This is a genomic window from Microbacterium sp. NPDC058345, assembly GCF_042723855.1.
GTDB lineage: Bacteria > Actinomycetota > Actinomycetes > Actinomycetales > Microbacteriaceae > Microbacterium.
Map to the genome: position 1 here is coordinate 1,284,328 of NZ_JBHXIG010000001.1, position 19,069 is coordinate 1,303,396.

A 19,069-nucleotide genomic window follows, 5' to 3' on the forward strand; every position below is an offset into this window, starting at 1 on the left:
TCGTGCCATGTCGTCTCTGACAGTGACGAATGCATTGATGTCGGTCTTCGTACCGATCGGAATCGCCGGAGCGGTCATCGCGATCGCCTGCGCGCTCGCCACCGTCTTCGCGCTCCTGCGCGGAGCGGCCGGGCTCGCAGGCGGCGCGATCGGCGTCTGGATCGTCGGGGCGATGCTGAGCGTGTCGGCGTCGTTCGCGAACCTGTGGACGCCGGTGATCGTCGCGCTGGTCGCGCTCGCCGGCGCGCTCGTGATCGGCGGGGTGGGGCGGCCGCTGGTCCGTGCCGGCGCCGCGCGCCGAGTGGCCGACGCGCCGGTGACGGCGGTCGCGCAGCCGACGGCGGCGCCGTCGACTCCGGTCGCTCAGCCGACCGCGGTCGCGCGGTCCGTCGAGTCCGCCCCGCGCTCGGCTCCGGCGCGGCAGAACCCCGCCCCGCGCACCGAGGCCCTGCCCATCGCCTCCTGACGCGCGCGAGCTGTCACCCCGACGCCCTCCTGGCTGTTCACACCCCCGCTCGCATGCGCGAACCGGCGGGGGCGCCGGCGACCGAGGGGGCTCGGCGAGGCTCTACCGGTGGTCGCGATCGAAGTGCTGCCGCGCATCATCGCCGGATGCGACCCGCTGCGCCTCTCGCGCCCGCAGCTCCACCCGCCGGATCTTGCCCGAGATGGTCTTCGGTAGATCGGGAACGAACTCGATGATGCGCACCCACAGGTGCGAGGAGAGCCGATCGCGGGCGAACGCGAACACCTGCCGTGCGGCGTCCGTCTCGGCCTCATCGGATGCCGCCGCATCCGCGCGCAGGCACACGTACGCCTTCGGGACCGCCAGCCGGGTGGGGTCCGGGCTCGGCACGACCGCCGCCTCGACGACGAGGTCGTGCTCGAGCAGCACCGACTCGAGCTCGAAGGGCGAGATCTTGTAGTCCGACGCCTTGAAGACGTCGTCGGCGCGGCCGATGTAGGTGAGGTATCCGTCGGCGTCACGGGTGGCGATGTCGCCGGTGTGGTGATAGCCGCCGGCCCGCGACTCCGCGGTCTTCTCGGGATCCTCGAAGTAGCCGGCCATCAGGCCGACCGGCACCTGCGCCAGATCCAGCGCGATCTCGCCCTCGCCGTCGACCGGCTCGCCCGTGACAGGATCGAGCAGCACCACCGGGTATCCGGGCAGCGGCCGCCCCATCGAGCCGTCCTTCACGAGCTGACCGGGGGAGTTGCCGACGCACGCCGTCATCTCGGTCTGACCGAAGCCGTCGCGGATCGTGCCGCCCCACGCCTCCCGCACCCGGGTGATCACCTCGGGGTTCAGCGGCTCGCCGGCGCCGACCAGCTCGCGCGGCGGGTGGGTGAGCCGGGAGAGGTCGGCCTGGATCAGCATCCGCCATACCGTCGGGGGTGCGCAGAAGGTGGAGACGTGGTGGGTGTCCATCACTTGCATGAGGGTGTTCGCGTCGAAGCGGTCGTAGTTGTAGACGAACACGGTCGCCTCGGCCAGGAACGGCGAGTAGAAGCTCGACCAGGCGTGCTTCGCCCAGCCGGGGGAGGAGATGTTCAAGTGCACGTCGTCGGGGCGCACACCCAGCCACCACATGGTCGACAGATGCCCGACCGGATACGACACGTGGGTGTGCTGCACGAGCTTGGGCCGGCTGGTGGTGCCCGAGGTGAAGTACAGCAGCGCGGTGTCGTGCGCGGGGGTCGGGCCGTCGGGTTCGAAAGTGCGCGGGGCGTCGGCGGATGCGGCGAAGTCGTGCCAGCCGTGCTCCGCATCGCCCACGGCGATGCGGACGAGCGCGCCCGCGGCATCCGCCACCCGCTCGGTGAGCGCGCCGAGAGTCACGATGGCTCGGGCGCGGCCGTGCTCGATGCGGTAGGCGAGATCGGATGCCGAGAGCAGCGTCGAGGTGGGGATCGCGATCGCGCCGATCTTCGTGATCGCCAGCATGATCTCCCAAAGCTCGATGGTGTTGTTCAGCATCACGATCACGTGGTCGCCACGAGCGATGCCCTGCGAACGCAGCCAGTTCGCCACCTGATCGGAACGCGCCGACAGCTCGCCGTACGACCAGGTGCGCACGGACAGATCCGCCGAGACGATCTGCACGGCCGGGCGGTCGGGCTTCTCGCCGGCGACGACGTCGAACCACTCCAGGGCGAAGTTGAACTCGTCGACGCGCGGCCAGGTGAACCCCGCGCGGGCGCCGTCGTAGTCGGTGGCGTGCGCGAACAGGAGATCGCGCATCTCGCGGATCGCGGTGGTGGCGGGCGTGGCTGACCGGCTCATCGGGGGCTCCTTCGCTCGAGTGGAGGTTTCCATCCTCTCGCGTGATGACGCCCCGCGTCTCACGCGGACAGCGGTTCGCCGGTCTCGGCAGCGGGCTGCTTCCTCCGCACGATCCGCAGCTCGCTGGCCAGGATGCCGAGCACCACGAGCGCCCCGCCGATCAGCGCCGCGAACGGGAGACGCTCGCCGGCGATCCGCCCCACGATCGCAGCCCACACCGGCTCGCCGGCGTAGATGATGGTGGCGCGCGTGGCCGAGACGGATCTCTGAGCCCAGTTCATCGTGAGCTGGATCAGGCAGCTGCTGGCCCCGAGGGCGACGCCGGCGATCAGCCACACCCACGAGAAGTCGGGTATCGCCTCGCCCACCACGGGCATCGTGGCGAAGCTGAGGATGCCGGCGGTGAGCAGCTGCACCACGGTGATCCTGCCGAGGTCGATGCGGTTGGCGAACGCGCTGATCAGGATGATCTCACCGACGATGGGCAGCGTGCTGACGAGGGTGACCACCTCGCCTGTGCCGAGCGAGAACGTCAGCGCGGCGGGGCCGGCGATCAGCACCAGGCCGGCGAACGCGAGACCCGCGCCGAGGAAGGCGAGGGCGGGAGGCCTGCGGCGGAAGAACAGCCACTGCGCGAACGGCACCATGGGCACGTACAGGGCCGTGATGAACGCCGAAGTGCTCGACTCGATGGTCTGCAGCCCGAGCGTCTGCAGGCCGTAGCCGAGATGGATCATCAGACCGATCGACGCCCCCGCGCCGATGTCGATCCACCGGATGCCGCGCAGCGATCGCCAGAAGAGGACGACGCTGATCAGCCCGGCGAGCAGGAAGCGGATGCCGACGAAGAACCACGGCCCGGAGTGCTCCATCGCCCAGTGCACGACGAGGAACGTGCCGCCCCACACCGCCGTGATGGCGATGAGGGCGAGCTCCTGCGGGCGCAGCCGCATCCAGCGAAGACGTGTGGGCACGTCTGATTCTCCCGCGTCCGGAACGGATGTCGGTCGCTGGGGACGGATGCCTTGCGACCCTCCGATGATCGCTCAGTCGGGCGCGCTCACTGTCAGCCGTCCGACCGAATCACGGGCGTTTCACGGCCGTGACGGCGTGCGCAAGGCCGATGGTGAGCCACCAGCCGCCCAACCAGACGAACAGAAGCGCCAGCATGGAGCCCGCGACCAGGCCTGTGACCAGTACCACGAGAGCGAGAGCGGCGAGTGCCCACCCCGCCCAGCGGAAGCCGATGGCGATCAGCACCGCGAGGGCGATGATGACGGCGACGAGGGCCCATCCCGCAGCCTCGACGCCGAAGTCGGGACCGCCGCCCTCGCTGTAGTCCGCGTAGCGGCGTGGCGGGCCGAACTCGAATCCGAACGGACCGCCGAGCAGACCGCCCGACAAGAGCACCGGCGTCGCGGCGAGCACGCCTCCCGCGATGCGCCAGCCCCTTCCGAAACCCGGCCCGCGCAGGCGAGCCCATGCGATCAGAGCGGTCCAGGACAGCAGCACGACGGGCAGGAAGAACATTCCGACGGTGGTGAATGCCGCGATGACGGTGAGCAGGGTCAGCAGCGTGCCGCCGATGGCGGCGACCGCGAGGCGCGCCGCTCGCGCGACAACGAGAGGCACGGCTGCGACGACGGCAGGAACCAGGATGAGGAGGGCGACCCACACGCCGTCGTTCTGGAGGATCGTCAGGTGCTGCAGCACGGAGGCCCCACCCTCGGACGTCGCGATCGTATGCGTCGGCATGATGAACGCCACGACGACACCGATCACGAGGGCGCTCACGGCGGCGGCACCCTGCAGCATCCGCCACGCTCGTTCAGCACGACCTTCGGCAGCTGCCCGATCCGCACCGAACTCCTCGTGCGCGCGCTCGGCGATCTCGTTCGGCGTGCCCAGGCTCGCGATGGTGTCGTCGACCGGACGTCCCGCCTCTTCGGCATCCGCGAAGTGTGCGCGCAGGTCGTCGAGCACGGCGATGCGGTGCTCGGGCCCGATGCCGCGCAGCATCCGCTCCACAGAACGCAGGTAGGCGTCTTCAGCTGTCATTGCTCCCCCTGAGGATGACGTCGACCTCGGCACCGAGCGTGCGCCAGACCTCCGCGAAGGTCGTCAGCTGCTCGCGCCCGGAGGTCGTGATCGTGTAATAGCGGCGGGGCCGGCCACCGCCGACCGCCTCCGTGCGCGTGTCGACCAGGCCGCCGTCGCGCATCCGAGCGAGCAGCGGGTAGACGCTGCCTTCGCTGGCGATGAGCCCGCGCGCCTGCAGGTCGCTCGCCAGCTCGAGGCCGTACCGCTCGCTGTCGGCGAGCAAGCCGAGCACGCAGTACTCCAGCACCCCCTTGCGCAGGTTGGTGGCGATGCGCTCGGCGCTCTCGGTCATGTGATCACGGTAACCTTGTGTCACAAGTATTGCAAGACAAGGTTTGCGGGAAGGATGCTCCGCTCACGGCGGATCCGCCGCAGGCGGATACTCGCGACAGCGGGTCCGCCCCGCGCGCAGGCTGGGCACATGACCGAAGACAAGCCCATCCCGCAGTTCGGCCCGGAGGCGCGCAGAGCGCTGTTCCACGAGCGCGTGCTCGTGCTGGACGGAGCGCTCGACGACGACAACGGCACCCTGCTCATGACTCAGCTGCTCAGCCTCGCCGCCGAGGATCCCGCCGCAGACATCGCGCTGTGGATCCACTCGCCCGGCGGATCGGTGCCGGCGATGCTCGGCATCCGCGACATCATGCGCACCATCCCGAACGACGTCGCCACCGTCGCGCTCGGGCTGGCGTGCAGTGCCGGGCAGTTCCTGCTCTCGGCCGGAACGAAGGGCAAGCGCCGCGCACTGGCGCACTCCCGCATCCTGCTGCATCAGGGCTCGGCCGGCATCGGCGGGTCGGCCGTCGAGATCGAGGTGCAGGCCGATGACCTGCGGCACATGCGCGACACCGTGATCGGGCTCATCTCCGATGACACCGGGCAGCCGCGCGAGCGGGTGTTCGAGGACTCGCTGCACGACCACTGGTACACCGCCCAGGAGGCGCTCGACTACGGCTTCATCGACGGCGTGGTCACGTCACTCGCCGACGTCCTGCCGCGGCGCCGGTCGCGGATCGGCCTCGGCGGAGACGCCGCGACGACCGACGAGCAGAAGGAGGCATCCCGATGAGCGGCTACACCATCCCGAACGTCGTGGCGCAGAATCCGCGCGGCGACCGCATCATGGACGTGTACTCGCACCTGCTGGCGGAGCGGATCGTCTACCTCGGCACCGAGGTCGACGCGGGCGTCGCCAACGCGATCATCGCGCAGCTGCTGCATCTCGACGCCGACAGCCCCGACAGCGACGTGCAGTTCTCGATCAACTGCGCGGGCGGCGATCCCAGCGCGGCGCTGGCGATCTACGACACCATGCAACACATCCGTCCGCGCGTCACCACCACCTGCGTCGGTCAGGCCATCGGCGTCGGCGCGCTGCTCGTGGCCGCCGGCGCCCCTGGCACGCGCTCCGCCCTCCCGCATGCGCGCATCGTGCTGCACCAGCCGGCGGCGCAGACCCGCGGCGCCGTGCCCGATCTCATCCTCGCCGCCGACGAGGTGGTGCGGGTGAGATCGGAGATGGAACAGGTGCTGGCGCATCACACCGGTCGCACCGTCGAGGCGCTGCGCGCCGACACCGACCGCGACCGGGTGTTCACCGCGCAGGCGGCCGTCGAGTACGGCCTGATCGACCAGGTGCTCGGGCCGCGCTAAGAGAGGTCAGGCCGCGAGAGCGACGCTGCCCTGACCCGCCGAGCGCTGCGGCGCGGCCGGGCGCAGCCCGTCGGCGACGGCGCCGGCGAGCTCGAGAAGGCTGCTCTCGAGCGCGCCGGCGACCGCCGCGATCATCTCGCTGGACGGCTCCTTGAGCCCGCGCTCCATCTCCGACAGATACTGCGGCGAGACGCCGGCGGCATCCGCGGTCTCGGTCAGTGTGTCGCCGCGCTCGTGACGGCGACGGCGCAGCTCGGCGCCCAGCAGCTCACGCCACAGCGGTTCAGGTTGCCGCGGAGTGCGGGTGGAGGGGAACGGGACGATCTCGGCCATGGGTTCACGGTAGGCACCCGCGGTCGCGCGGCTCCACTGGTTCCGCTCAGAGCAGAACCGGCGGAGGGCACGGCGGTGCTGCCCGCCGGGATGCCGCAGAGGAACCCCGGCGTAGACTGGGAGGGTCACCGATCCGAGGATTGTCATGCCCGCCCCATCCCGCCCGTTCACGGCGCGCCACGTGCAGCTGAGCCGTGCCGCGCTCGCCGCTGTGGCCGCCGTCATGATCACGTTCTCGCCCGACCACTCCGCCGCCCTCGGCCTTGCCGTGTTCGGCGGATTCGGCATCGTGACCTCGCTCCTCCTCGCGGTCGCAGCCGCCCTCGTGTACCCCAGCGGCCGCCGCTGGCCCGCCGTCCTGCTGGCGGCGGTCACGGTCGTGGCGGGCATGGCGAGCAGCGTCCCGGCGTGGCGCTCCGACGTGCTCTTCTTCGTGGTGCTCATCACCTGGGCCGCCCTCACCGGGCTCATCGAGCTGCTCGCCGGCATCCGCCTGCGCGGCAGTGACGGCGCCCGTGACGCCGTCACTGTCGGGATCCTCGGGCTGGTGCTCGCCGCGGCCCTGCTGATCGTTCCGGCCGGATTCGTGCAGGAGTACTCGATCGAAGGAGCGGGCACCTTCTCGCTCACCGGCATCATCCTCGGGGTGGGACTGTTCGGCGCCTATGCGGCCGTCGTCGCCGTCTTCCTCGGCATCGCCGGACTCACCCCCGGTGCCAAGACGACGGCGCACGACGCCGCCACGGATGCCGAGGCCGACCGCCTGGCCGACCATGGAGGACACGCATGACCGACCGGAAGCCCACCCGCCGGGAGATCCTGCGCCCGCTGCACCTCGTGGGCATCGCCCTGGCCGCCGGCATCTTCGCCACCGTGGTCACACTCGTGTCGACCGGCGCCTTCACCTCCCGCGTCAATCTCGCCATCGCCAAGGGCACCTACGAGGGCCTCACCCCGATCGGGCTCGGCCTCGTCATCGGCGGCGCGTCGTTCATCGTCACTCTGCTCGGGCTTGCGATGCTCATGCTCGCCGTCGACCCCGCTGACGTGACGAAGCGCGTCGACCGGCCTGTGCTGTTCGACCCGGAGGACTCCGCCGCGCCGAGCACCGAGAAGCGTGCAGAGGATGAGCGCCAGCAGTCGCGTGCCGGCGACAAGGACGCCCCCGAGCAGCAGTCCGGTATCTGACGACCTCGCGGATCAGCCCTCCGGCAGGGTCAGCTGCACGAGCCGGTCATCGCCCTCGCGGGGGGAACCGCGGCCGTCGGTGTTGTTCGTGAGCACCCACAGGGATCCGTCCGGGCCGGCGAGCACATCGCGCAAGCGGCCGAACTCGCCGCTGAACACGGCGTGCGGTTCAGGTGCGGTCGTGTCGATCAGCCAGAGGCGCTCGCCGCGCAGCCCCGCGACGTACGCGATGTCGTCGATGATCGCGATGCCGCTGGGACTCGCGTCGGCCGGCGCCCACACCGCGACGGGATCGATCGCGTCCTCGGCCTCCGCCATGCCTTCGTGGTCGGGCCAGCCGTAGTTCCCGCCCGGCTCGATGCGGTTCAGTTCGTCCCAGGTGTTCTGCCCGAACTCGCTCGCCCACAGCGCTCCGTCGCTGTCCCATGCGAGTCCCTGCACGTTGCGGTGGCCCAGGCTGTAGACCCGCGTTCCGAACGGGTTGCCGGGGGCCGGGTCGCCCTCGGGCGTCACCCTCAGGATCTTGCCGCCGAGGTCATCGCGATCCTGGGCGCGCTCGCCGTCGCCCGCGTCGCCCGTCGCCACGTACAGCATCTCGTCGGCGCCGAAGGCGAGACGCCCGCCGTTGTGGTTCGACGCCCGCGGGATGCCGTCGAGCACGACGTCGAGGCGGTCGAGGTCGAGACCCAGGGAGCCGGACTCGCCGGTGAGCGGCATCCGCACCACCCGGTTGTCGTCCGCGGCGCCGTGATAGGCGTAGAGCCAGCGTGTGCCACTCTGCTCGAGCAGCGCCAGTCCGTGCAGACCCGACTCTCCACCGGAGACCACCCCGGGAATGGTGCCCGCTTCGCGCTGCTCGCCCGCCGTGGTCAGCTCGATCACGCGGCCGTCGTCACGCTGTGAGAGGAGCGCGCCGCCGTCCTCCAGCCGGAGGACCGACCACGGTGCCTCGAGTCCGGAAGCCAGCGTGACCGGTTCGGCATTCGCCGTCGTCTCGCCCGGCGTCGCCTTCCTGGGCGGGGCGGGCTCCGGACCTGAGGCCGCGCAGCCGACGAGCACCCCGACCAGGGCGAGGGCACCGACGACCCGCAGCATCCGCATCTTCCCAGCATCCGCTCGCCGACCGCGGATGCACAAGGTCCCACCCGGGACGGGCGCGCTCCATCCGCCGACGACCCCGGATCGGATGCCGTCGGGAATACGGCTCCGATCCCGTCGCTTGTCCCTGGGGTGACCGTTTCCGTCGACCGCGCCTCCGTCGGCCTGCGCTCCGAGCGCGGCCCGGTGCTCGGAGCCCTCATGCTGGCCACCGGGCTCATCGCGATCGACGCCACGATCCTCGCCACCGCGGTGCCCAGCATCGTGCGCGATCTCGGCGGCTATCAGGAGTTCCCCTGGCTGTTCTCGGTCTACCTGCTCGCCCAGGCGGTGAGCGTGCCGATCTACTCGCGCTTCGCCGACACGCTCGGTCGCAAGCCGATCATCATGCTGGGGATCGGGTTGTTCCTGCTCGGGTCGGTGCTGTGCGGATTCGCCGGCAGCATGATGTGGCTGATCGTGTTCCGCATCGTGCAGGGCCTGGGTGCCGGCGCGGTCGCACCCATGTCGATGACGATCGTGGGCGACATCTACACCGTCGCCGAGCGCGCCAAGGTGCAGGGCTATATCGCGAGCGTGTGGGCCGTGTCGTCGGTGGTCGGCCCCGCACTCGGCGGCGTCTTCGCCCAGCTCGACGCCTGGCGCTGGATCTTCTTCGTGAACATCCCGCTCTGCGCGCTCGCCGCGTGGATGCTGCTGAAGCACTATCACGAGCAGAAGCAGACCCACCGGCACCGCATCGACGTCGCCGGCGCCGTGCTGCTCACCATCGGCCTCACCGGCGTCATCCTGGGGCTGCTCGAGGGTGGCAGCGCGTGGGAGTGGATCTCGCTGCCGAGCCTGCTGTGCTTCGGAGCGGGCGCACTGGCGCTCGTCGGCTTCGCGTTCGTGGAACGCCGCGCCGCCGAGCCGATCATCGACTTCCGCCTCTTCTCGCGCCGGCTGATCGTCACCACGACCACGGTGTCGTTCGGCATCGGCGCACTGATGATCGGCGTGACCAGCTTCGCGCCGACCTACCTCGAAGGGTCGCTCGGCATCGCGCCGCTGCTCTCCGGCCTTGCCGTCGCCGCGCTCACGCTCGGCTGGCCGATCGCCGCCGCCAACGTGGGGCGCCTCTACCTGCGCATCGGGTTCCGCCGCACGGCGCTGATCGGCCTGTCCATCGCGACGATCGCCGCCGCCGCGCTGGCGGTCACCGGTCCGTGGCCGAACCCGTTCACCCTCGCCGGGATCGCGTTCGTGCTCGGCTTCGGTCTGGGATGGAGCGCGGCGCCGACCCTGATCTCGGCTCAGGCGTCGGTCGGCTGGGGTGAGCGGGGAGCGGTCACCGGCATGAACGCATTCGCCCGCTCGGCCGGCAGCGCCGTGGGCGTGGCGATCTTCGGCGCGATCTCGAACGCGGTGATCGCGCAGGGCGCGGGTCCGCAGAACCCGGGCACCGTCGTCGCCGCGTCGACGTGGGTCTTCGTCGGCGCGGCTGTCACCGCCGCGCTCACCCTGCTCGCGTCGCTGTTCATGCCGCGCGACACCCCCGCTCCCGTGACGGAAGCGCGCGCATCCGCCGACGAGTGAACCGGATGCCGACGAGTGAGCCGGATGCCGTCGAGTGAACCGGATGCTGTCGAGTGAACTGCTTGCCGACGTCGGCACGTGGTGCACTCGAGGGCAAGCAGTTCACTCGGCGATCTGATTCGGCGAGCTGACCCGGCGAGCGAGCGGTGCGGCGTGCGGCGAGCCGCGCTCAGCGCGCCAGGCGCTCGGCGATACCCGTGTACGTCGCCGGGGTCAGCGCGAGCAGACGCTGCTTGGCGGCATCCCCGATCTCGAGTCCCTCGACGAACTCCGCGAGCTCCGTCGCACCCACGCGGTGACCGCGGGTCAGCTCCTTGAGCAGCGCGTACGGGTCGGTGATGCGGGAGCGGCCGGCGACGACCTCTGCGCGGATCACGGTCTGAATCGCCTCGGCCAGCACCTCCCAGTTGTGATCGAGGTCGTCCAGCAGCACGTCGCGCGACAGCGAGATCTCGTTCAGGCCGCGGCGCAGGTTGTCGAGCGCGAGCAGCGAGTGCCCGAACGCGACGCCGATGTTGCGCTGCGTGGTCGAGTCGGTCAGGTCGCGCTGCAGACGCGAGGTGACGAGGGTCTGCGACAGCGAGTTCAGCAGCGCGCCGGAGATCTCGAGGTTCGCCTCGGCGTTCTCGAACCGGATCGGGTTGATCTTGTGCGGCATGGTCGACGAACCCGTCGCCCCGGCGACCGGGATCTGCGCGAAGTAGCCCAGCGAGATGTACGTCCAGATGTCCGTCGCCAGGTTGTGCAGGACGCCGCCGGCATGACGCACGTGGTCGTACAGCTCGACCTGCCAGTCGTGCGACTCGATCTGCGTGGTGAGCGCGTTGAAGTCGATGCCCAGGCCCTCGATGTACTCGCGGGCGATGGTCGGCCAGTCGGCGTCGGGGTCGGCCGACAGGTGCGCCGACCAGGTGCCGGTCGCGCCCGAGAACTTGGCCAGGTACTCGGATGCCGCGATGCGTCCGCGCACACGCTCCAGGCGCCACGCGAAGACGGCGAGCTCCTTGCCCATGGTCGACGGGGTCGCCGGCTGGCCGTGGGTGCGCGACAGCATCGCAGCGTCCGCGTGCTCTGCCGCGAGCTCGCGCAGCTTGGCGATCACGGCGTCCAGGGCCGGCAGCCACACGCCTTCGACCGCCCGCTTGACGGTGAGCGCGTAGGAGGCGGAGTTGATGTCCTCGCTGGTGCACGCGAAGTGAGTGAGCTCGGCGATCGCGTCCAGCCCCAGCGTCGACAGCCGGTCGCGCACGAGGTACTCTATGGCCTTGACGTCGTGGCGGGTGACCGCCTCCTTCTCGGCGAGCCAGTCGATCTCCGCCTGCCCGAACTCCCGATACAGCGCGCGCAGCCGCTCCTTGTCGGCATCCGGCAGCGGCGACGTGCCGAACAACGACCGGTCGGTGAGCGCGATCAGCCACTCGACCTCCACCTCGACGCGGGCGCGGTTCAGGCCCGCCTCGGAGAGGAAGTCGGCCAGTCCGGTGACGGCGGCGCGGTAGCGGCCGTCGAGCGGGCTGAGCGGCTGGGGCGGGAGCGAGGGCAGAGAAGTCAGGGGAGATCCTCCTGATCGGGCCCTCGCATCGCGCGGGGCGTCGTACGGGGGGCGCGCACGGCAGGCTCCAGCTGTCGGAACAGGCCGCGGGTCGCGGTCTCAATCATACCGAGCACCGAATCGAACATCGCGGCCCCCGCGTAGTAGGGGTCGGGCACGTCCATGCTGGACGCGGACGGATCGTAGGCGCGCAGCAGCGTGACCTTCCCCTCGTCGTCCTCGGTGCGCGCCCACGCCCGCAGGATGCGCTCGTGCGTGCGGTCGAGCGCGACGATCAGGTCGTTCTCGGCGAAGGACGCCGCGTTGAACGGCCGGGCGCGATGCGACGACCCGTCGTAGCCGCGGCGACTGAGCGCCTCGAGCGTGCGGGCGTCGGCGCGCTCGCCGAGATGCCAGTCGCCGGTCCCGGCGCTGCGCGAGAGGACGTGCGATCCCAGGCCGCGCTCGTCGGCGAGCGTGCGCAGCACCACTTCGGCCATGGGCGACCGGCAGATGTTGCCCGTGCAGACGAAGATGACGCGGAAGGGATCCGTGCGGGTCACTGCTCCATTCTGCACTTCTCTCCCCAATCCGGAAGAGTCCTCATCGCGTCCACAGCGACCGGGGAACCGGCCGGGGCGGATGCGGTGCGGCGCGCAGTCTGGTCGCATGTACTCGATAGCGATCGCCGAGGCGCCGGCGAGTGATGAGATCTGGTGGGCCTTCGCGGCGCTCCGCCTGCTCGATGATGCCGCCGACGTGCTCGCCGGCGCACAGGCCGCCTGCCGAGAGCTCGCGGCCCAGTCCGCCTGGCACAACAGGGGAACGAGTGCCCGCACGATGCGGCAGGGCATCGAGCAGCTGCACGGATCGGTGATGGGTGAGCTCGCGGCGGCGCGAAATGCCCGGTCGCAGGTGCAGGCGGGAATCGGCACATGAGCGACGACCTGACCATCACCTCCGGCGGTGCGATCGCCGTCGACTCGGAGATGGTGCGGGACATCGGTCGCCGCTTTCGTGGGGTCGGTGCCGCGCTCTCGGATGCGACCGACCTGCTGCACCGCGCAGCGCACGCGCTCGGGCAGGCGCCGCATCTCGAGCAGCGGGCCGGGGCGCCCGGCATCGCGGCGTGCGCGGCGCGGCTCTCCGCGCTGCGACCCGTCGTCGAGAACATCACCCACGGATGCGAGGTGATGGCCGACACCTTCGAGCTGGTCGAGCTGCGTGCGCAGCAGGAGATGCTCGGCATCGACGATCACGCGGCGGCGGAGGTGCTGCAGACGAGGATCGATCAGCTGGTGCAGGCGGATCCCGACATCGAGAACCGCGTGAAGTGGCTCGAAGCCGACTGGATGAAGCAGCGCTACGCGGGCACCGGCGATCAGCCGCTGGACCTGTTCGGGCCGTTCCTCACCGCGTTCGCCTCCAGCACGCTGTCGCTCGCCGCGCCGCCCTTCGGCATCTTCGCCGGGGCGCTGGCGGGCGCATTCCTCGGGCCGCGGCCGGTCGAGACGCTCCTGCGCACCGGGGTCGACACGGCGAACCGGCTCGACCGCGCGGTGCTGCCCGCGGGCGCCCGGCTGACCGGCCCGCCGCCGCCCGTCGAGGTGCAGCTGGTGGCCGCGGGTGCGGCGGCGGCGCCGACCGGTCTGAAGCAGTCGTTCGAGCGGATCCCGTACGGGAAGGCGGGGCAGATCGCGGTGGAGAAGTACACCATGAACGACGGCACGAGCCGGTTCGTGGCGTACCTCGACGGTACCCGCGAATCACTGCCAGGCACGGACGACCCCTGGGACATGGGGTCCAACTGGGACCTGTACATGGACCGCCACGCCGCGGCCTCGCAGCAGGCGACGTTGCAGGCGCTCGAAGAGGCAGGCGCACGACCCGGCGATCAGGTCGACTTCGTGGGGTACTCGCAGGGCGCTGCCATCGCATCGTTCACAGCGATGGACAGCCCGTACACGACGACCACCCTGATCACCGCGGGGAACCCCGTCATCCCGTGGCTCACTCCGGAGCAGACGCACGTGCAGATCGAGCACGCCGGTGATCCCGTGGCCAACCTCACGGGCGGCGGATCCATGGGCGGCTCGGGGTCGGCCGAGAGCTTCGCGGCGACGCGGGACGTCGACCGGTTCCTGTTCTGGAACGAGCACGACTTCGACGTCTACACCGAGACCGCCGGCATGGTCGACGGTTCCGGTGATCCGCGCGTGACCGCCCTGCGCGAGGGGTTCTACGCCGAACTCGCCGAAGCCGAGAGCGTGGAGGTCATGGAGTTCGAGGCGACCCGGCCCTGACGATCAGCGGTTCGCGCCACCAGCGGATCTCAGGAGCGCTTCTTCTTCTGCGGCCGCAGGATGAAGCCGAACAGGCCGTTGATCACCGAGATGACGAGAGCGGCCAGCACACCCCACCAGAAGTGGCCGACGGTCAGCCCCCAGCCGAACCCGCTGGTGATCCAGGCGGTCAGCCACAGCAGGAACCCGTTGATCACGAAGCCGATCAGCCCGAAGGTGAGGATGTACAGCGGGAACGCGACGATCTTCACCACCGTGCCGATGATCGTGTTCACCAGCGCGAAGATCGCGCCGACGGCGAGCAGCGTGAGCACCAGCTGAAGAGTGTCTCCCGGTGCGAACGGAGTGATGTCCACCTGCAGCACGGTGATCAGCGAGACCACCCACAGGGCGAAGGCGTTGACGACGACACGGATGATGAATCGCATGATGCCGTCAGTCTGGCACGCGCAGGCTCGGGGGCGACAGATCGCTCGCTCGCCGGGGCGTTCCGCTCGCCTTTAGACTCGGCATCGTGACCGAGCCGATCCTGCCCCGCATCCGTCCCGAGATCGCCGCCCTGCCGCCGTACCGTCAGGGCAAGCAGGCCGGCGCGAACGCGTTCAAGCTGTCGAGCAACGAGAACCCGTTCGAGCCGCTGCCGTCGGTTCTCGAAGCGCTGACCCGGACGGCTCCGATCAACCGCTATCCGGATGCCACCGCGGGCGCGCTGCGGGCACGGCTCGGCGAGAAGCACGGCATCGCCGCCGACGCGGTGCACGTCGCCGCCGGCAGCGTGTCGATCCTCTACCAGCTCGTGCTCGGCACGGCCTCCGTCGGCGATGAGGTGGTCTACGCCTGGCGCTCCTTCGAGGCTTATCCCGGGCTTCCCCTGGTCGCGGGCGCCACCGGTGTGCAGGTGCCGCTCGGCCCCGGTGCCCGGCACGACCTCGACGCGATGGCGGATGCCGTCACCGAGCGCACGCGCGTCGTGATCGTCTGCACGCCGAACAACCCGACCGGCCCGATCGTGACGAGCGCCGACTTCGCGGCGTTCGTCGCGCGGATCCCGCAGGATGTGCTGATCATCCTCGACGAGGCGTATGCCGAGTTCGTGACCGACCCCGACGCGGTCGACGGGCTGACGGAGCGGCTCTTCGAGAAGCATCCGAACGTCGTGGTGCTGCGCACGTTCTCGAAGGCGTTCGGACTGGCCGGCCTTCGCATCGGCTACGCGATCGGACACCCTCGCGTCCTCGACGCGGCGCGCACCACCGGCATCCCGCTCTCGGTCACCAGCGCCGCCGAGCGCGCGGCCATCGCCAGCCTCGACGCCGAGGACGAACTGCGTGAGCGGGTCGCCGTGATCGTCGAGCGCCGCACGCGCCTGGCCGAGGGCCTGCGCGCGCAGGGCTGGGATGTGCCTGAGACGCAGGCGAACTTCGTGTGGCTGCCCACGGGCGAGCAGACGGATGCCGCCGCGGCCGCCTTCGACGCCGCCGACCTGATGGTGCGGCCCTTCTCGGGCGACGGCATCCGGATCTCGGTCGGCGAAGAGGAGTCGATCGCGCGGGTGCTGCGGGTCGCCGCGGCGCTGCGCTGACACGGACGAGCTGAGACGGACGAGCTGAGAGAGACGGCATGTACTACGACTTCGAGACCGTGATCGACCGCACCGGCACGGGCGCGGCCAAATGGGACTCCATGCGGCGGTCGAACCCCGACGTGCCGGCCGGCATCGCGCCCTTCTCGGTCGCCGACCTCGACCTGAAGCTCGCACCCGAGATCATCGAGGGGCTGCGCGAGCACCTGCAGAGCGCCGTGCTCGGCTACACCATGGCCACCGACGCCTACTGGGACGCCGTGACCGGCTGGTTCCGCAACCGGCACGGCTGGAACGTCGACCGCGACCACATCCGCCTCGCGCCCGGGGTCGTGCCCGCGTTCTACACGGCGATCAGGGCTGTGACCGCACCCGGCGACGGCGTCATCGTGCAGACGCCCGCCTACTACCCGTTCTTCGGGGCGATCGAGAACAACGACCGCGTCGTCGTGCGCAACCCGCTGGTGCAGCGCGACGGCCGCTGGCGGCTCGACCTCGACGACCTCGCCGAGAAGGCGGCCGATCCGCGCACCACGGCGCTGCTGTTCTGCAGCCCGCACAACCCGACCGGGCGGGTGTGGGAGCGCGAAGAGCTCGAGCAGGTGTGGCGCATCGCCCGCGAGAACGACCTGACGGTGATCAGCGACGAGATCCACTTCGACCTCGTCATGCCCGGCCATGCGCACACCGTCTTCTCGACCCTCGGAGCGGATGCCGCGGCCCGCACGATCGTCTGCACGGCGCCGAGCAAGACCTTCAACCTGGCGGGCATGTCGACCAGCAACATCGTCATCACCGATGACGCGCTGCGCGAGCGCTACAGCACCGAGCAGGCGCGCACCGGCTTCTTCACCCTCAACGCCCTCGGCTTCGAAGCCTGCCGGCTCGCCTACGCCAATGCCGGCGGATGGCTCGCGGGTCTCATCGACCTGGTGCACGGCAACCACCTGGTGGTGCGGGACTTCCTCGCCGAACGGATGCCGGAGGTCGTCGTGCACGACCTCGAAGGCACGTATCTGCAGTGGATGGACTTCCGCGCGCTCGGGCTGCCGGCCGAGGAGCTGCAGCGCATCCACGAGCAGGAGGCGCTGGTGTTCTTCGACGAGGGCGCCATGTTCGGGCCGGAGGGAGCGGGCTTCGAGCGGATGAACCTCGCCGCTCCGCGACACGCGATCGAGGCGGCGCTGGAGCGGCTGGCCCGCTCGCACGGCCGCTGACCGGGACTTCTTCCGCGATCCGGGCACTTGCAAGGGCGTCCTAGTTATACGTGACCGGGCATGCGGGCGTGGGTAGCGTGGGACCGTGACCTCGACCGACATCCCCCTCGTCCGCGTCCTGGAAGCGGACGGAAGCTTCGCCCCGTCGGATGCCGCGCAGCGGTATCTGCCGCTGATCGACGCTCTCTCCGACGCCGAGCTCGAGCAGTTCTACCGCGACATGGTGATCATTCGCGCCATCGACACCCAGGCCACCAACCTGCAGCGACAGGGCCAGCTCGCCCTGTGGCCGCCGAGCCGCGGTCAGGAGGCCGCGCAGGTGGGCTCGGCGCACGCTGCGCGCCGGCAGGACACGATCTTCCCGTCGTACCGGGAGCACGCCGTGACCCGCATCCGGGGCGTCGATCCGCTCGACATCATCCGTGTCATGCGCGGCACCTCGCACGGCGGCTGGGATCCGACCGACCCGAAGAACGGCAACACCCGCATCTACACGCTGGTGCTCGGCTCGCAGACCCTGCACGCCGCCGGCTTCGGGATGGGGCTCGCCTTCGACGGCAAGACCGGCAGCGGCGATCCCGAGCGTGACGAGGCCGTCGTCGTCTACTACGGCGACGGCGCGTCCAGCCAGGGCGACGTGCACGAGGCCATGGTGTTCGCCGCCAGCTACGACGCCCCGGTGCTGTTCTTCCTGCAGAACAACCACTGGGCGATCTCCGTACCCGTCGAGACCCAGTCCCGGGTGCCGCTGGTCAGCCGCAGTGCCGGATACGGCATCCCGAGCCAACGGGTCGACGGCAACGATGTGCTCGCCAGTTACGCGGTGTCGCGGATGCTGCTCGACGAGGCGCGCGCCGGGCTCGGCCCCCGCGCGATCGAGGCGGTCACCTATCGCATGGGTGCGCACACGACGAGTGACGATCCCACGAAGTATCGCGGCTCCGACGAGGAGGAGATGTGGGCGCGCCGCGATCCGATCGCGCGCATGCGCGCCTTCCTGCTCGGCAAGGGCGCGACGGAGTCCTTCTTCGCGGGTGTGGATGCTGAGGCGGCGGATGCGGCCGAGGACCTGCGCGCACGCACCGTCGAGCTGCCTTCGCCCAGCCGGGAGACGATCTTCCGGGACGTGTACAGCGACCCGCATCCGCTCATCGACGAGCAGCGGCAGTGGCTCGACGCCTACGAGGCGTCGTTCGAGCAGGAGGCGGGCCGATGACCATCGAGACGATGCCGTTCTCCAAGGCGCTGAACGCCGGGCTGCGGAAGGCGCTGGAGGACGACCCGCGCGTGCTGCTCATGGGTGAGGACATCGGAGCGCTCGGGGGAGTGTTCCGGGTGACCGAGCACCTCAAGCGCGACTTCGGCGACCGCCGCGTGCTCGACACCCCGCTCGCCGAGTCCGGCATCGTCGGCACCGCGATCGGCCTGGCCATGGCGGGTTTCCGGCCGGTGTGCGAGATCCAGTTCGACGGGTTCGTCTTCCCCGCGTTCGACCAGATCACATCGCAGCTGGCGAAGATGACCAACCGGCACGAGGGCGCACTGTCGATGCCGATCGTGATCCGCATCCCCTACGGCGGCCATATCGGGGCCGTGGAGCACCACCAGGAGAGCCCGGAGGCGTACTTCACGCACACCCCGGGGCTGCGGGTGGTGTCACCGTCGACGCCGAACGACGCCTACTGGATGATCCAGGAGGCCATCGCGTCGAACGATCCGGTGATCTTCCTGGAGCCGAAGAGCCGGTATTGGCCGAAGGGCGAGGTCGACCTGTCGGCATCCGCCCTCCCGCTGCACGCCTCTCGCGTCGTCCGCCGCGGCAGCGACGTCACCCTCGTCGGCCACGGCGCGATGGTGACGACCCTGCTGCAGGCGGCCGCGCTCGCCGAGGCCGAGGGCACCAGCTGCGAGGTCGTCGACGTGCGCTCCCTGTCGCCCGTGGACTACGGGCCCATCCTCGACTCGGTGCGGTCCACCGGGCGGATGGTCTACGCGCAGGAGGCTCCGGGCTTCAACAGTCTGGGCAGCGAGATCGCGGCGACCGTCATGGAGCGCGCGTTCTATGCAATGGAGGCCCCCGTGCTGCGCGTCTCGGGCTTCGACACCCCGTTCCCGCCCGCCAAGCTCGAAGGCACGTACCTTCCGGATGCCGATCGCATCCTGGAGGCCGTCGACCGCTCCCTCGCCTACTGATCGGATTCCGTC

General features: G+C 70.4%; 21 protein-coding genes. 12 read left to right on the plus strand and 9 right to left on the minus strand.

Annotated features, from left to right (window positions below; translation table 11 throughout):
- Nucleotides 1-37: 37 nt before the first annotated feature.
- Nucleotides 38-466 (plus strand): hypothetical protein, encoded by a 429-nt coding sequence (locus ACFWH5_RS05995; protein WP_378832851.1) that lies wholly within the window; start codon nucleotides 38-40, stop codon nucleotides 464-466.
- A 102-nt stretch (nucleotides 467-568) separates the two neighbouring features.
- On the opposite strand, the gene ACFWH5_RS06000 is transcribed toward ACFWH5_RS05995, so the two are convergent.
- The 4 genes from ACFWH5_RS06000 to ACFWH5_RS06015 all read right to left on the minus strand — a co-directional run bounded on the left by ACFWH5_RS06000 (nucleotide 569) and on the right by ACFWH5_RS06015 (nucleotide 4,676).
- Nucleotides 569-2,284, minus strand: a complete 1,716-nt coding sequence (locus ACFWH5_RS06000) for an AMP-binding protein (protein ID WP_378832853.1) — start codon at nucleotides 2,282-2,284, stop codon at nucleotides 569-571.
- Between the two features lie 59 nt (nucleotides 2,285-2,343).
- Entirely contained in the window at nucleotides 2,344-3,258 is a 915-nt protein-coding gene (locus tag ACFWH5_RS06005) for a DMT family transporter (RefSeq protein ID WP_378832854.1), read from the minus strand.
- 109 nt (nucleotides 3,259-3,367) lie between these two features.
- Nucleotides 3,368-4,342 (minus strand): HAAS signaling domain-containing protein, encoded by a 975-nt coding sequence (locus ACFWH5_RS06010; protein WP_378832857.1) that lies wholly within the window; start codon nucleotides 4,340-4,342, stop codon nucleotides 3,368-3,370.
- The gene (locus ACFWH5_RS06015) at nucleotides 4,332-4,676 is read right to left on the minus strand and encodes a PadR family transcriptional regulator (RefSeq protein ID WP_378832859.1); all 345 of its coding nucleotides are present in this window, start codon (nucleotides 4,674-4,676) and stop codon (nucleotides 4,332-4,334) included. Before ACFWH5_RS06015 ends, ACFWH5_RS06010 begins: the two co-directional genes overlap by 11 nt.
- Nucleotides 4,677-4,805: 129 nt before the next feature.
- Between ACFWH5_RS06015 and ACFWH5_RS06020 the strand changes: the two genes are divergently transcribed.
- Nucleotides 4,806-5,453 carry a ClpP family protease gene (locus tag ACFWH5_RS06020; RefSeq protein ID WP_378832861.1) on the plus strand — a complete coding sequence of 216 codons (648 nt, stop codon included), beginning with the start codon at nucleotides 4,806-4,808 and terminating at the stop codon, nucleotides 5,451-5,453.
- Nucleotides 5,450-6,037 (plus strand): ClpP family protease, encoded by a 588-nt coding sequence (locus tag ACFWH5_RS06025; RefSeq protein ID WP_378832862.1) that lies wholly within the window; start codon nucleotides 5,450-5,452, stop codon nucleotides 6,035-6,037. Before ACFWH5_RS06020 ends, ACFWH5_RS06025 begins: the two co-directional genes overlap by 4 nt.
- A gap of 6 nt (nucleotides 6,038-6,043) precedes the next feature.
- Here the strand turns inward: ACFWH5_RS06025 and ACFWH5_RS06030 are convergent, their stop codons facing one another.
- On the minus strand, nucleotides 6,044-6,370 hold the full coding sequence (locus tag ACFWH5_RS06030; protein ID WP_378832864.1) for a helix-turn-helix domain-containing protein: 327 nt from the start codon (nucleotides 6,368-6,370) through the stop codon (nucleotides 6,044-6,046).
- Nucleotides 6,371-6,515: 145 nt separating this feature from the next.
- On the opposite strand from ACFWH5_RS06030, the gene ACFWH5_RS06035 reads away from it, so the two are divergent.
- Together ACFWH5_RS06035 and ACFWH5_RS06040 are read left to right on the plus strand one after the other, a co-directional pair.
- On the plus strand, nucleotides 6,516-7,160 hold the full coding sequence (locus tag ACFWH5_RS06035; protein ID WP_378832865.1) for an acyl-CoA synthetase: 645 nt from the start codon (nucleotides 6,516-6,518) through the stop codon (nucleotides 7,158-7,160).
- Entirely contained in the window at nucleotides 7,157-7,558 is a 402-nt protein-coding gene (locus tag ACFWH5_RS06040; protein WP_378832867.1) for a hypothetical protein, read from the plus strand. Before ACFWH5_RS06035 ends, ACFWH5_RS06040 begins: the two co-directional genes overlap by 4 nt.
- Before the next feature lie 12 nt (nucleotides 7,559-7,570).
- On the opposite strand, the gene ACFWH5_RS06045 is transcribed toward ACFWH5_RS06040, so the two are convergent.
- Nucleotides 7,571-8,653, minus strand: a complete 1,083-nt coding sequence (locus ACFWH5_RS06045; RefSeq protein WP_378832870.1) for a PQQ-dependent sugar dehydrogenase — start codon at nucleotides 8,651-8,653, stop codon at nucleotides 7,571-7,573.
- Between the two features lie 135 nt (nucleotides 8,654-8,788).
- On the opposite strand from ACFWH5_RS06045, the gene ACFWH5_RS06050 reads away from it, so the two are divergent.
- Entirely contained in the window at nucleotides 8,789-10,231 is a 1,443-nt protein-coding gene (locus tag ACFWH5_RS06050) for an MFS transporter (protein ID WP_378832872.1), read from the plus strand.
- A 169-nt stretch (nucleotides 10,232-10,400) separates the two neighbouring features.
- Here the strand turns inward: ACFWH5_RS06050 and purB are convergent, their stop codons facing one another.
- The gene (gene purB, locus ACFWH5_RS06055; protein ID WP_378833549.1) at nucleotides 10,401-11,774 is read right to left on the minus strand and encodes an adenylosuccinate lyase; all 1,374 of its coding nucleotides are present in this window, start codon (nucleotides 11,772-11,774) and stop codon (nucleotides 10,401-10,403) included.
- Nucleotides 11,775-11,779: 5 nt separating this feature from the next.
- Nucleotides 11,780-12,262, minus strand: a complete 483-nt coding sequence (locus tag ACFWH5_RS06060) for a low molecular weight protein-tyrosine-phosphatase (protein WP_378833551.1) — start codon at nucleotides 12,260-12,262, stop codon at nucleotides 11,780-11,782.
- Between the two features lie 169 nt (nucleotides 12,263-12,431).
- Between ACFWH5_RS06060 and ACFWH5_RS06065 the strand changes: the two genes are divergently transcribed.
- Nucleotides 12,432-12,701 (plus strand): hypothetical protein, encoded by a 270-nt coding sequence (locus ACFWH5_RS06065; protein WP_378832875.1) that lies wholly within the window; start codon nucleotides 12,432-12,434, stop codon nucleotides 12,699-12,701.
- Nucleotides 12,698-14,065, plus strand: a complete 1,368-nt coding sequence (locus ACFWH5_RS06070; protein ID WP_378832876.1) for a hypothetical protein — start codon at nucleotides 12,698-12,700, stop codon at nucleotides 14,063-14,065. Before ACFWH5_RS06065 ends, ACFWH5_RS06070 begins: the two co-directional genes overlap by 4 nt.
- 29 nt (nucleotides 14,066-14,094) lie before the next feature.
- On the opposite strand, the gene ACFWH5_RS06075 is transcribed toward ACFWH5_RS06070, so the two are convergent.
- On the minus strand, nucleotides 14,095-14,493 hold the full coding sequence (locus ACFWH5_RS06075; protein ID WP_378832878.1) for a phage holin family protein: 399 nt from the start codon (nucleotides 14,491-14,493) through the stop codon (nucleotides 14,095-14,097).
- Nucleotides 14,494-14,579: 86 nt separating this feature from the next.
- Between ACFWH5_RS06075 and ACFWH5_RS06080 the strand changes: the two genes are divergently transcribed.
- The 4 genes from ACFWH5_RS06080 to ACFWH5_RS06095 all read left to right on the plus strand — a co-directional run bounded on the left by ACFWH5_RS06080 (nucleotide 14,580) and on the right by ACFWH5_RS06095 (nucleotide 19,057).
- Nucleotides 14,580-15,647, plus strand: coding sequence for a histidinol-phosphate transaminase (locus ACFWH5_RS06080; protein ID WP_378832881.1), 1,068 nt, complete (start codon nucleotides 14,580-14,582; stop codon nucleotides 15,645-15,647).
- Nucleotides 15,648-15,685: 38 nt separating this feature from the next.
- A complete protein-coding gene (locus tag ACFWH5_RS06085; RefSeq protein WP_378832883.1) occupies nucleotides 15,686-16,864 on the plus strand; it encodes a MalY/PatB family protein in 1,179 nt (392 codons plus the stop codon).
- An 85-nt stretch (nucleotides 16,865-16,949) separates the two neighbouring features.
- On the plus strand, nucleotides 16,950-18,080 hold the full coding sequence (locus ACFWH5_RS06090; RefSeq protein ID WP_378832885.1) for a thiamine pyrophosphate-dependent enzyme: 1,131 nt from the start codon (nucleotides 16,950-16,952) through the stop codon (nucleotides 18,078-18,080).
- Nucleotides 18,077-19,057, plus strand: a complete 981-nt coding sequence (locus ACFWH5_RS06095) for an alpha-ketoacid dehydrogenase subunit beta (RefSeq protein ID WP_378832887.1) — start codon at nucleotides 18,077-18,079, stop codon at nucleotides 19,055-19,057. The genes ACFWH5_RS06090 and ACFWH5_RS06095 overlap by 4 nt, the downstream gene beginning before the upstream one ends.
- Nucleotides 19,058-19,069 lie beyond the last annotated feature (12 nt).

Coding starts and splice junctions, on each gene's coding strand:
- ACFWH5_RS06075 (WP_378832878.1), bottom strand. CDS start 14,493: ATGCGATTCATCATCCGTGTCGTCGTCAACGCCTTCGCCCTGTGGGTG.
- ACFWH5_RS06065 (WP_378832875.1), top strand. CDS start 12,432: ATGTACTCGATAGCGATCGCCGAGGCGCCGGCGAGTGATGAGATCTGG.
- ACFWH5_RS06015 (WP_378832859.1), bottom strand. CDS start 4,676: ATGACCGAGAGCGCCGAGCGCATCGCCACCAACCTGCGCAAGGGGGTG.
- ACFWH5_RS06045 (WP_378832870.1), bottom strand. CDS start 8,653: ATGCTGCGGGTCGTCGGTGCCCTCGCCCTGGTCGGGGTGCTCGTCGGC.
- ACFWH5_RS06000 (WP_378832853.1), bottom strand. CDS start 2,284: ATGAGCCGGTCAGCCACGCCCGCCACCACCGCGATCCGCGAGATGCGC.
- ACFWH5_RS06020 (WP_378832861.1), top strand. CDS start 4,806: ATGACCGAAGACAAGCCCATCCCGCAGTTCGGCCCGGAGGCGCGCAGA.
- ACFWH5_RS06060 (WP_378833551.1), bottom strand. CDS start 12,262: ATGGCCGAAGTGGTGCTGCGCACGCTCGCCGACGAGCGCGGCCTGGGA.
- ACFWH5_RS06040 (WP_378832867.1), top strand. CDS start 7,157: ATGACCGACCGGAAGCCCACCCGCCGGGAGATCCTGCGCCCGCTGCAC.
- ACFWH5_RS06035 (WP_378832865.1), top strand. CDS start 6,516: ATGCCCGCCCCATCCCGCCCGTTCACGGCGCGCCACGTGCAGCTGAGC.
- ACFWH5_RS06070 (WP_378832876.1), top strand. CDS start 12,698: ATGAGCGACGACCTGACCATCACCTCCGGCGGTGCGATCGCCGTCGAC.
- ACFWH5_RS06095 (WP_378832887.1), top strand. CDS start 18,077: ATGACCATCGAGACGATGCCGTTCTCCAAGGCGCTGAACGCCGGGCTG.
- ACFWH5_RS06030 (WP_378832864.1), bottom strand. CDS start 6,370: ATGGCCGAGATCGTCCCGTTCCCCTCCACCCGCACTCCGCGGCAACCT.
- ACFWH5_RS06025 (WP_378832862.1), top strand. CDS start 5,450: ATGAGCGGCTACACCATCCCGAACGTCGTGGCGCAGAATCCGCGCGGC.
- ACFWH5_RS06010 (WP_378832857.1), bottom strand. CDS start 4,342: ATGACAGCTGAAGACGCCTACCTGCGTTCTGTGGAGCGGATGCTGCGC.
- ACFWH5_RS06085 (WP_378832883.1), top strand. CDS start 15,686: ATGTACTACGACTTCGAGACCGTGATCGACCGCACCGGCACGGGCGCG.
- ACFWH5_RS05995 (WP_378832851.1), top strand. CDS start 38: ATGTCGGTCTTCGTACCGATCGGAATCGCCGGAGCGGTCATCGCGATC.